Here is an 11942-nt window from a genome sequence, read left to right on the forward strand (position 1 = left end):
AACCGGGTCAAGCGGCTCTGTAGTCTTCAAAAGGGCTCTAACCATCTGCTTCGTCGCGAAAGGCTTGAAAATGAACCCCATTTCCTGCGCTTTCGCTCCTTGCCGCTGGTCAAAACGATCCAAACCAAATTGACCTCATTTATGAGTCCGTACCCTAGGGTCCAACAAATGAGGTCAGTTTGGCGGCCGGAATGTCAAAGCGCAGCGCTCTCATCTTCATTCTGATCACGTTGATCATCAACTCCATGGGCATCGGCCTGATGATGCCCGTCATGCCTGCCCTGATGACGGAGTTGACCAGCCTTCCGGTCAGCGATGCGGCCCGCTGGGGCGGTGCACTCAGCGTTCTTTACGCGTTGATGCAGTTCCTGTTTGGCCCAACGATCGGAAACCTGTCGGATCGTTTCGGCCGGCGGCCAGTTCTGCTGATATCCATGTTCGTGATGGCGGTCGACTATCTGATCATGGCCCTGGCCTGGCATCTTGCCATCCTGTTCGTCGCCCGGACCCTGTCCGGCGTTGCCGGCGCGACCTTCTCCGCAGCGTCCGCCTATATTGCGGACGTGTCGTCGAAGGAGGACAGGGCCAAGAACTTCGGACTTGTCGGCGCCGGTTTCGGTGTCGGGTTTGTCCTCGGCCCGATGATCGGCGGCTTCCTGGGGGAATTCGGACCCCGAGCGCCTTTCTATGCGGCTGCCGCGCTTTCCTTCGTCAACTTCCTGTTCGGTTACTTCATCCTGCCGGAAACCCTGAAGCCGGAGAACAAGCGTCCGTTTGACTGGAAACGTGCCAATCCGCTCGGCGCGCTGAAACAGGTCGCAAACTATCCGGCTGTCAGAACGCTGCTGATCGCGCTATTCCTGTTCGACATCGGGCACTACGTCTACCCCGCCGTCTGGAGCTACTACGCCACCGAAGTCTTTGCATGGACACCTGGTGATATCGGCTTGTCACTTGCTTTCGTCGGCATCGCCTTCGCAGTGGTCCAGGGGTACCTGATCCGGATCATGGAGCCAAAGCTTGGGGCCGGGCGCACACTGTTTGTGGGACTGGCAGCAAGTCTTGTGGCGTTCACCGGTCTTGCTTTCGCCAGCACGGGCTGGATGGCCTACTCGATGATCATATTTGCTGCTTTCGGTGCCCTGGCGACACCGGCCTTCACCGGGTTGATGTCCAATCGCATTCCCGACGATGCCCAAGGCGAGCTGCAGGGCCTGATTTCCAGCGCGGCGGGTCTTTCCATGGTGATCAGTCCGTTCGTCATGACGCAGACGTTTTCGTACTTTTCAGGACCGGACGCAGTCATCACGTTCCCCGGCGCGCCGTTCGCGCTTGCCTGGTTGCTGATCCTCGCGTCGATGATTTTTGCGCTGCCCTTCATGCAGTTGCAGGAAAAACTGCCTTCCGGCAAAAAAACGGGACGGAAGGAAACACCGGCGGAGTGAGCACGTGACACGCTTTCCATTGTTAGACGGTCCCCGTATTCCGCCTGCATCCGGACAACCGGCACAGCAGCTTGTTGTTCTGTTGCATGGATATGGCGCTGATGGCGCGGACCTGATCGATCTTGGCCGTTTCTGGCAAACACTGCTTCCGGGTGCCGCCTTCATCGCGCCCGACGCGCCGGAGCTGCTGCCCTTTGCGGGCTTCGGCGGCCGCCAATGGTTTGCATTGACCGAACGCACACCTTCTGAATACCGGATCGGTGCACAAGCGGCTCAACCCGTGCTTGACCAGTTCCTCGACCATGAACTCAGCCAGTTGTCGCTCGACGACCGCTCGCTCGCGCTGGTCGGCTTCAGCCAGGGTGCCATGATGACCTATCAATGCGGCCTCAGGCGAAAGAACCCACCGGCCTGCCTGATCGCCTATTCAGGGCTGTTGCCCGGCGCTGACAGGCTTGGGCCGATCAATTCGGAAAGTCCGGTTCTGATCGTGCACGGCCAGGAAGATGATCTCGTCGCAAACTATCACGGGCGGGTTGCTTACGAGACACTCAGTGGCGCAGGGCTCAAGGTCGAGTATCATGACTTGCCCGGTCTCGGCCACTCAATCGACGACCGTGGCCTTTCGCTGGGCAGCCAGTTCCTGGTCCGCACATTTTCACAGGAAAACAAGGGTTAGTTTCCTCACGCGACGTCAGAGGTTAATGGCCTGTTAACCGGTTTGATGGATGCTTTGGATCTCCATGTCGGTCCAGGAAGGGCCGGGGAAGCCAGGATATAGCTCGATGCAGATTTCCGTCGAAACCACGACCCAGAGTTCCAGCCTGTTTGCCGCGTCTTTTTCCAGCGGCGGTCCTGAAGGACAAAAGCACGGCCCAAAGGGTCACGCTCACGGTCACGACAAGAACCCTGCCCTTTCAGCGCTCGAGGCTGCCAGCAAAAAGGCGGATGAGGATTCTGTTGTCATTGCCGCGCTCCAGCTCGCCGTCGAAAAGGGCAAGGGCGAGAAAGACGACAAAAGCAGGGAAAAGGCACTTGCGACCGTCGAGGACTATCAGAAGGCGGCCGGCAAGCTGAAGGCCGCCCTCGGTGAAGAAGACAAGGGTCCATCCGCATCCGTCGCCTATGAAAGCGCCACGATTTCCACCACGACGATCGAGGCAGAGATCGGCGGTGAGACGATTTCGGCGCAGTTCGTTTCCTACGAGCGGGTTTCGTTCGACAGTGAAACCGGACTGTCGGTCCGTTCAGCCAATGCCGCGACAATCGAAGGCGAGTTCGACAACGGCTCCTTCAGCTACCTGAGCGCGTCGGTCAGCGAGCTTTATGCCGGAACCGGCGAACAGGTGTCCAACCTCGCCGGACTGATTGCCTGACGGAACTAATCGACAGTCTGTCACCGTGCCGATCCGGCTGATACCCGCTTCCGTTTCAACCCCGCCCAACAGGCGGGGTTTGGTTTTTGACAAAACCGTTTTCCAAGTAGATTTTCGGCAAAAGCAAGCGAAAGAACCCAACCTTGCCAAGCGAGAAGCCGACACATGATTACTTGCTACATAAAATATGAAATCGATCCCGCAAAGGTTGCAGAGTTCGAGACATATGTCCGGATGTGGATCCCTCTCGTCGAAAAGTTCGGCGGAACGCATCACGGTTACTATCTGCCACACGAAAGCTCGAACGATCTGGCCGTCTGTCTGTTTTCCTTCCCGTCTCTGGCCGATTATGAAACCTATCGGGCCAAGAGCATGAACGATGACGACTGCCAGGAGGCGTTTCGGTTCGCCGAAAAGACGGACTGCATCAGGCGCTACGACCGGCACTTTCTGAGACCGGTTACTACAAAGACCTGAACAACGACCCTGAAAACACTCTACACACATCTCATCCTGAGGCAGTGCGGAGCGCGGTCTTGAAGGATGGCGGCAAGTTCCGGAGTGCGTGGCCTATCCTTCGAGGCGCCGCACTCGCGGCCCCTCTGGATGAAGGGAGCTGCGAGGTTGCAGCTCACCATCAAGTCAGGGAAAGCTCAAGCCTTCTTCAGATAGGCCACCAATACATCCAAGGCTGCCTGAAGATCCGATTTGTGGATCATCTCGGTGACCGTGTGGATGTAGCGCGTGCCCACGACGACCCCGACCGCTTTCGCGCCCGCGGCGGCCTGTTGGGCCGCGGCGCCGTCCTGGCCGCCGGCGGCCAGCATCGTGCGCTGGAACGGGATCTTTTGTTTTGTCGCCAGTGCCTCGAACTCCTTCACCAGGTCCCGGTCGGCGATGAAGCTGCTGTCCTTGACGTGCAGACCAAAGCCATTGCCTTGCACCGTCGTGCGGTCCTGCTCCGGAACGCCCGGCGTGTCGCAGGCGAGTGTCGTGTCGATGCCCAGACCGATATCCGGCTTGATGGCAAATGAGGACGTTCTGGCGCCGCGTAGACCGACTTCTTCCTGACAGGTGAACGCGACATGGATTTCGCACTCGTGTTTGGATTTGCCGAGGCCCTTGATGGCCTCGATGCCGAGCCAGCAGGCGATGCGGTTGTCGAGCGCCTTGGAAACGACCTTGTCGCCGATTTCGATCAACGGTTCGTCCATGGTCACCATGTCACCGACCTTGATAACCTCCTTGGCCTTATCGCCAAGACCGATATCGATCACGAAATCCTTGGGCTCCGGGATCTTCTTGCGCTCTTCAGGCGAGGAAATGTGGATCGGTTTTCCGCCCGGATTCATGACCCCCTTGTAATCGCCGTCATCGGTCGAAACGAGAACCCGGCGTGAGAACAGATTGCGTGCATCAAAGCCGCCAACCGGCTGGACATGCAAAAAGCCCTTGTCGGTGACATGCGACACCAGAAACCCGATCTCGTCCATATGACAGAGCAGCATCACCTTCTTGGGGTCACCGTTTTTCGGTGCCTTTTTGCTGTCGCGCCGGCACAAAAGCGATCCCATCGGATCGACCGTGACCTCATCAAACAGCCCCTTGATCTCATTCTGAATGAGCTCGCGCACCCGGTGTTCGTGGCCAGGCACACCCGGTGTTTCGCAAAGACGGCGAAGTAGTTCGATATTCATGGAATGTCCTGTTTGCGGAATGGAATTCTGCGGCGATCCTATGCCGAAACCGACCGCCGGATAAAGGGTAAGGCGGGCATATCGTGCGTCTGATTGGGCACCTTTTGGGAAAATCGACAAAATTCCCGCAATTCGATTAACTGATTGCATTCCAAATTCACGAATTCGGCCCTATCTTTTCTCTGTTGCCATTGCAGTGTCGTAATTGGTCGCAAACATTTAAAGATAGATCACATAAGCGTGTGACGCGATTTTGCGAACACACGTTGCTTCTTCCAGTTTGAGTATTCAGGGACTGCCCATGACCCAGAAAAAGCGTTTTATTCTTTCTATTGACGGCGGCGGTGTGCGCGGCCTTATCCCACTTCGTGTTCTTGAATCCCTTGAAAGCCGGCTCGGCCAGCGCGGGGTCAACAAGCCTTTGCACAAACTGTTCGACCTGATGGCCGGAACGTCGACCGGAGGCCTGATCGTTGCCGGATTGAGCGCGCCGCGTCCCGGCGGAACCGCCGGCGAGGCTGCTGCGACAGTCGACGAGCTGCGCCAGTTCTACGAAGTCGAGGCCCGCGACATTTTCAAGAGCTCCATTACGGCCCGTTTGGCGCGGGCGGTTAGCAATCCGCTCGGTTTGTTCGACGAAACCTATGACGCCCGTCCGCTGGAAAGGCTTTTGAAGGAAAGGTTCGGCTGGACTTCGATGGCCAGCGCGCTCACCAAACTGGTTCTGCCGGCTTACGACATCGAGCAGCGCAAAGCTGTCTTCATGACCAACGGGCTGGAAGAAAACGGCAGCCGCCCGGACGATTACTATTTCTGGCAAGCCGTACGCGCGACCACCGCTGCACCCTCTTACTTCGAGCCCGCACGGGTCGAGAACCTCAGCCGCAAACGGGAAGAAGCTCTTGTCGACGGCGGCGTGTTCATGAATGACCCGGCGATCGCCGCTTTCCTGGAAGCCCGCAAGCTCGGATGGGATCAGGACGAGATCGTGATCATTTCGCTCGGTACAGGCCGCGCACCGGAACGACCGTTCCCCTACAAGGAAGCCGTCGGATGGGGTGCACTCGGCTGGATGCAACCGTCCAAAGGCGTCCCGATCCTGTCGATCTTCTCCGACGGCCAGTCCCAGACCGCCGCCTACCAGGCGCACCATTTGTTCGGCGAATTGCCCAACGTGAGCTATTACCGCATGAATGCCGTGCTGGAGCCGGAAGCGGAAGACATGGACAACGCCCGACCGGGGAACATTATTCTCCTGAACGGCGCGGCCGACCGGGTGATCCGCGACAACACGGTTATGCTTGACGAAATCGCCGACCTGTTGAAAGCACATTGCGACACGGCGGAAACGGATGCGCAGGCGCCCGATTTGGTGCATGCTGCCTGAGTAAGCTGACCCTGCCAGTCACCTTCGACTACAAGGGGTCCGCCGAAACGGATACATGAGGCTCCGCCGTGACCGGGCGTGGACGATCTGTATACTTCCTCAAGACACGACCGCTGGCCGGTCTGGCCCTGCTTGCCCTAACCGCTGCGGCAAGCCCGGCTGGATCGGCGCCAGTACCCGTCCCCGGGGCAAAGCCCGGCGCAACGGCTACCGACACCTACAAGCCAAGCCTTGAGACCGTGACGGGCGTTCCGGTACCAGTGAAAAAGCGCGACGTCCCGGAAGGATACGTTGCCGAGACACCGAAGCTGGTGCTCAATTCCCAACTGCCGGCGAAGGACTATTTCGGTGCAGCAGACGGTCCTGCTCCGCTGAAAGCTCGGGCCATCGGGTCCTACGCGAAAGGATGTCTTGCAGGTGGCGCGTCGTTGCCAAACGACGGGCCGACATGGCAGGCCATGAGACTTTCCAGGAACCGCACCTGGGGTCATCCGGAGCTGATTGACTACATGAAGGACCTTGCGGCCGGCGCGCCCAAAATCGGCTGGAACGGTCTTCTGGTCGGAGACCTTGCCCAGCCCCGCGGCGGCCCGATGCTCTTCGGTCACGCCAGCCATCAGATCGGTCTCGATGCCGATATCTGGCTGACGGAAATGCCCAACAGGCGTTTAACGGCGGAAGAACGGGAACAGATATCCGCCATCTCGATGCTGAAGGGACCGCTCGACGTCAAGGGAGCCGACAGGCGGGTCGACCCGAAAAAGTGGACCGACACACACGCGAGGCTGATACGCCTGGCCGCGTCCGACAAGCGCGTTGCGCGGATCTTCGTCAATCCGACCATCAAGAAGGCGCTGTGCGAATTCGAAACGGGCAAGGACCGCGCCTGGCTGCGAAAGGTGCGCCCGTGGTGGGGGCACCACTATCATTTCCATGTGCGCCTTTCCTGCCCGGCAGGCAGTTCAGGCTGCAAGAACCAGGACCCGCCACCACCCGGCGACGGATGCGGCTCGCATCTGACCTACTGGTTGTCGGACGAACCCTGGGTTCCGAAAAACCCGCCAAAGGCGGGAGAAAAACCAAAGGTCGTCAAGAAACGCCCCATGGCCCTCGCTGCCCTGCCCAATGCCTGCCGCACGGTTCTGACAGCGAATTGAGTACCAGGTCTCTCGACGCCTCATTCTGAACAGGACCAAAAGTCCGTCTCGAAGGATGGATCGCCGAATAAGCAGTTCGCCGCCAGTTTTCCTCTCCCATTGGGAGAGGTAAAGATCCATACAGAATGGTTCCGCTTCACAGCCTCGCTCTCATCCCAAGGAAGCGGATGGAAGGCCTGGACAAAAAAGTGTCCCCGGCCCTGAGCCGAGACCTTTCTTGCGAAGTGGTTCGCAGGTCCCGGATCAGGTCCGGGACGGCACAGGTGGCATGGAGGCGCACAGGTCAGACACACTCGGTGTCATCCCCGCGAAAGCGGGGACCCAGGAAACAGCATCGCCGGCATCGCTTTCAAAGCCAATGCCCGGGCGTCCTGGGTCCCGGCTCTGCGCTTCGCTCAGGCCGGGATGACAGCTTCGGGTGTTTCACACACACGAAATTGCCACCCCTCGACTTAACCGGCGGCGGCTTCATTGTTTCCAGAAAAGTCCTACCCCTTCGGCGCCTGCATCGGGCCGAGAACCTTGGTGACGAACACCAGATCCAGCCAGCGGCCGAACTTAGTGCCCGTTTGCGGGAGCCGCCCGCTGACGTTAAAACCAAGTGCTTCGTGTAGGCGGATGGAGGCAAGATTGTCGGCGTCGATGCCGCCGACCAGCACATGGACACCATTGGATTCGGCTATCTGGATTAGACGTGTCATCAGCGTCCGGCCGACCCCCTGCCTGTGTCGCAACGGGTCGACATAGACCGTGTGTTCAACCGTGAACCGATAGCCTTCCTTCGCCCGGAATGGACCGTAACTGGCGAAACCGGCCACGTTGCCTTCGTCATCGACAGCGACCAGAACGGGAAGTCCCTTTTGCTGCCGTGCCTCAAACCAGGTCAACCGGTCGTCCAGCGTTTCTTCTTTACGTGTCCAGGCGGCCGTTGTTTCGCGGACAGCGTGGTTATAGAGCGCGAGAATGGCCGGAATGTCGCTGGGGCCGGCCTCTCGGATTTTGACGGTTTCGTGCAGATCGATCCCCTTTACGCAGTCGTTTGAGCGCCTGTCCTGTCACCCACCATTCTTTCCTAGTGGACGAAGATCGCGCCACATTGCCTTTGGCGCAACAGATAAGCTGCGGCAGCAGCGCTCCTGCATTCGAATAAGGCAAAAAAGCACCGGATTTCCGGCTCTTGCGCGCGCATTTTTCTGGTCGAAAGCAAATTGCGATGGTAAAGGGGCGCCATGACGACGAAGCAGCTTTCCAACATCCGGAATTTTTCCATCGTAGCCCATATCGATCACGGCAAGTCGACCCTGGCGGACCGTTTGATTCAGATGACCGGCACGTTGACCGACCGCGAAATGACCGACCAGGTGCTCGATTCCATGGATATCGAGCGCGAGCGCGGCATCACGATCAAGGCCCAGACCGTTCGGCTGATCTACAATGCCAAGGACGGACAACAATATACGCTGAACCTGATCGATACACCGGGCCACGTCGACTTTGCCTATGAGGTGTCCCGCTCGCTTGCGGCTTGCGAAGGCTCACTGCTTGTTGTCGATGCGTCGCAAGGCGTGGAAGCGCAGACGCTTGCCAATGTTTATCAGGCTATCGAAAACGATCACGAGATCGTCACGGTCCTGAACAAGATCGACTTGCCCGCCGCCGAGCCGGAGCGGATCAAGGAGCAGATCGAGGACGTCATCGGGATCGATGCCTCCGAAGCCTGCATGATCTCCGCCAAGACCGGCCTTGGTGTCGACGACGTGCTGGAAGCGATCGTCCACAAACTGCCGGCCCCGGAAGGCGATCCGGACGATACACTGAAGGCGATGCTGGTCGACAGCTGGTACGACACCTATCTCGGCGTGATGGTTCTGGTGCGCGTGATCAATGGGTCCCTCAAAAAGGGCCAGAAGATCAAGATGATGGGAACCGGGGCCTCCTACGATATCGACCGGGTCGGCGTGATGACGCCGAAATTCATCCAGGTGGATGAACTGCGCTCGGGCGAGATCGGGGTGATCACGGGGTCTATCAAGGAAGTGGCCGATACACGTGTCGGCGATACGATCACGCTGGAAAAGAAACCCTGCACCGAGCCACTGCCCGGCTTCAAGCCTGCGCAACCGGTCGTTTTCTGTGGGCTCTTTCCGGTCGATGCCAACGATTTCGAAGACTTGCGCGCTGCCATGGGCAAGCTGCGTCTCAACGATGCGAGCTTTTCCTTTGAAATGGAGACCTCGGCAGCGCTTGGCTTCGGCTTCCGTTGCGGTTTCCTCGGCCTGTTGCACCTGGAGATCATCCAGGAGCGCCTGTCGCGCGAATTCAATCTCGACCTGATCGCAACCGCGCCGTCGGTGGTCTACCAGATGACCTTGACCGATGGCACGGAAATCGACCTGCACAACCCGGCAGACATGCCGGACGTGGTCAAGATCTCAGAAATCCGCGAACCGTGGATCCGGGCGACGATCATGACGCCGGACGAATTCCTCGGCGGCATTTTGAAACTCTGCCAGGAGCGTCGCGGTATTCAGGTGGATCTCTCCTATGTCGGCTCACGCGCCATGGTTTCCTACGACCTGCCGCTCAACGAAGTCGTCTTCGATTTCTACGACCGGCTGAAGTCGATTTCCAAGGGCTACGCCTCCTTCGACTACCAGCTGTCCGATTACCGGGCGGGCGACCTCGTGAAGATGTCCATCCTGGTCAACGAAGAACCGGTCGACGCCCTCTCGGTGCTTGTCCACCGCAGCCAGGCAGAACGGCGCGGCCGGGCCATGTGCGAGAAGCTCAAGGACCTGATCCCGCGGCACATGTTCAAGATCCCGATCCAGGCCGCCATTGGCGGGCGCGTGATTGCACGCGAGACCATTTCGGCCCTGCGCAAGGACGTAACCGCCAAGTGTTACGGCGGTGATGCGACCCGTAAGCGCAAGCTTCTGGAAAAGCAGAAGGCGGGTAAGAAGAAGATGCGCCAGTTCGGCAAGGTCGAAATCCCGCAGGATGCCTTCATCCAGGCTCTCAAGATGGATGAGTGAGCTTCGATTGCGCCATGCGTGATTAAGTGATCCGGCGCTTCGATCGACTTTGAGCCGATTCAGAGTGTGCGATTGAGCGCAAGTCGATAAAAAACCGACCTATTCTGGCTGGGTTGAACTTTGGATTTGGCTCTGTTTCTCGAGTTTGTCGTCCCGGTTTGCCGCTCAGGCGGCAAGACCGGGATCCAGTATTCCTTATAACCCGTAACTGACATAGACGGTCAGACAAGAGCGTACTGGATTCCGGCCTTCCGCGGCGCTCCAGCCGGAATGACAAGCTTTTGGTCAGGTCTCAGCCCGTCCGATCCATTTCCCGCCAAACCGGACAACAATTAGAGCGATCGGGAAACTGGCCTCGCCCGCGACGTCGAATAGCCAGGCTCCGCTTCTCAACAATTGTCCTGAAATGCCTTGAGGATTGCTGATCCGACCGACTCTCCCGTTTGCTCGGAGTGTCGTGTGAACAGGGCCATGCGGGTATTTGGCAGCTCGGGAAGCTGAAACATCTCACCTACGTCGTCGCATCCTTCGGGAATGTTGCGCCGATTGAGGCACGCAATCCCCAGTCCCGCTGAAACGGCAGCCTGGACGGCGTCGACACTTGTGCCCGTGTAGACATTTTCGAAGTTGACGCCTGCCTCCTTCAGGGTGTCTTCGGCCAGCCTCTTCAAGGCACAGCTGTTTGTGAGACCGACAAACGGGAACGTCTGACCAGACGGCCAGTTGAACGATTTGGAAGCAATCCAGACCAGATCCTCCAGAAACGCGGTCTGAGCAGGAACATCAATATCATCGGATCGGACCATCACTGCATCAAAGAACCCGGCTTTGAATTCCTTGAAGAGCGGTTCGGAGGACCCGACTGATATCTGGAGCCGGTGATTGGGCAGGGAACGAGACAGCTGTCGAATAACCGCCGGCAATTTGTTGCCCGCCGCGTGATCGCTGATCCCCAGAAGAAGTCGGTTTCCGGTCTGGCCGCCCGCAGCCCGCTCGGCAACCCGGTCATGAAGATCGATCAGATCCCGGGCGTCCTTCAAGAATCGCGCGCCGAAACTTGTCAGACGCACGGACCGGGGTGAGCGCGCAAGAAGGGCACTGCCGAGCCGGTCCTCAAGTTTCTTGATTTTCAAACTCACACCGGACTGGCTGGCCCCCAGCATCTGGCCTGCCCTGGTAAAGCTGTTCGTTTCTGCGACACGCACAAAGGCGCGCAAAAGATCCATATCGAGGTCACTCATCTTATTATTATATTTTCTGATTTATAAAATATCAAAGATTTGTTTTTGTAATCTTTTCAGGCGAATTACTCTGTCTCCAACAATTGCAAGACAGGAGACCCCGATGCCACTGACACAGATTTCCCTACGCAAGGGAACAAAGACGAATGCCCAGAAGGCAGCAATCATGAACGAGCTTTACAGGGCGATGCGCGAGACGATCGACGTGCCGGACGACGACAAGTTCATGACCATTTCGGAATTCGAACCTGAAGACTTTGTCTTCGGCCGCCACTACATGGACATCGCCCGGTCCGATGACCTGCTGATCATTCAACTGACGATCAGTGATACCCGGCCCTGGGAGAAAAAACGGGCACTTCTCCGGCGGATTGCCGACGGGTTGGAAAAGAATGTCGGAGTGCGTCCGGAAGACATTTTCGTCAATCTCGTGGAAACCAAACTGGAAAACTGGTCCCTGGGCCACGGGATTGCACAGTATGTCGAAAAGGACACCGCTGCTTGACGAAAACGTTTTAGGGGTCCGCACCCTAGGTGTGAAATCTAAGAAGGTTGTTCACTCACATTGAAGATCTGAGACTGGTTGGTGACCAAACACAATCAG

General features: G+C 58.0%; 11 protein-coding genes. 8 read left to right on the forward strand and 3 right to left on the reverse strand.

Translation table 11 applies throughout. The annotated features are described in order from the left end of the window. Positions 1–191 precede the first annotated feature (191 nt). From RBB47_RS30740 to RBB47_RS30755, 4 genes are all read left to right on the forward strand, one after another. Positions 192–1445, forward strand: a complete 1254-nt coding sequence (locus RBB47_RS30740) for a TCR/Tet family MFS transporter (protein WP_305989756.1) — start codon at positions 192–194, stop codon at positions 1443–1445. A 4-nt stretch (positions 1446–1449) separates the two neighbouring features. Beyond that, a complete protein-coding gene (locus RBB47_RS30745) occupies positions 1450–2124 on the forward strand; it encodes an alpha/beta hydrolase (RefSeq protein WP_305989757.1) in 675 nt (224 codons plus the stop codon). Positions 2125–2230: 106 nt separating this feature from the next. Next, entirely contained in the window at positions 2231–2821 is a 591-nt protein-coding gene (locus tag RBB47_RS30750) for a hypothetical protein (RefSeq protein ID WP_305989758.1), read from the forward strand. A 165-nt stretch (positions 2822–2986) separates the two neighbouring features. Next, a complete protein-coding gene (locus RBB47_RS30755) occupies positions 2987–3298 on the forward strand; it encodes an NIPSNAP family protein (protein WP_305989759.1) in 312 nt (103 codons plus the stop codon). A 176-nt stretch (positions 3299–3474) separates the two neighbouring features. Here the strand turns inward: RBB47_RS30755 and RBB47_RS30760 are convergent, their stop codons facing one another. After that, entirely contained in the window at positions 3475–4518 is a 1044-nt protein-coding gene (locus RBB47_RS30760; RefSeq protein ID WP_305989760.1) for a M42 family metallopeptidase, read from the reverse strand. Between the two features lie 301 nt (positions 4519–4819). Here RBB47_RS30760 and RBB47_RS30765 point away from each other — a divergent pair, with 301 nt between their 5' ends. After that, the gene (locus RBB47_RS30765; protein ID WP_305989761.1) at positions 4820–5905 is read left to right on the forward strand and encodes a patatin-like phospholipase family protein; all 1086 of its coding nucleotides are present in this window, start codon (positions 4820–4822) and stop codon (positions 5903–5905) included. Positions 5906–5973: 68 nt separating this feature from the next. Then, positions 5974–7062: a penicillin-insensitive murein endopeptidase gene (gene mepA, locus RBB47_RS30770; protein WP_371932874.1), complete on the forward strand. Its 1089-nt coding sequence runs from the start codon at positions 5974–5976 to the stop codon at positions 7060–7062. Positions 7063–7550: 488 nt separating this feature from the next. On the opposite strand, the gene RBB47_RS30775 is transcribed toward mepA, so the two are convergent. Then, positions 7551–8084: an N-acetyltransferase family protein gene (locus RBB47_RS30775; RefSeq protein ID WP_371932875.1), complete on the reverse strand. Its 534-nt coding sequence runs from the start codon at positions 8082–8084 to the stop codon at positions 7551–7553. A 207-nt stretch (positions 8085–8291) separates the two neighbouring features. On the opposite strand from RBB47_RS30775, the gene lepA reads away from it, so the two are divergent. Beyond that, on the forward strand, positions 8292–10097 hold the full coding sequence (gene lepA, locus RBB47_RS30780; RefSeq protein WP_305989762.1) for a translation elongation factor 4: 1806 nt from the start codon (positions 8292–8294) through the stop codon (positions 10095–10097). Between the two features lie 389 nt (positions 10098–10486). On the opposite strand, the gene RBB47_RS30785 is transcribed toward lepA, so the two are convergent. Next, entirely contained in the window at positions 10487–11338 is an 852-nt protein-coding gene (locus RBB47_RS30785) for a LysR family transcriptional regulator (protein WP_305989763.1), read from the reverse strand. Between the two features lie 103 nt (positions 11339–11441). On the opposite strand from RBB47_RS30785, the gene RBB47_RS30790 reads away from it, so the two are divergent. After that, the gene (locus RBB47_RS30790; RefSeq protein WP_305989764.1) at positions 11442–11843 is read left to right on the forward strand and encodes a tautomerase family protein; all 402 of its coding nucleotides are present in this window, start codon (positions 11442–11444) and stop codon (positions 11841–11843) included. Positions 11844–11942 lie beyond the last annotated feature (99 nt).

This window comes from Roseibium sp. MMSF_3544, from assembly GCF_030732845.1.
Lineage (GTDB): Bacteria > Pseudomonadota > Alphaproteobacteria > Rhizobiales > Stappiaceae > Roseibium.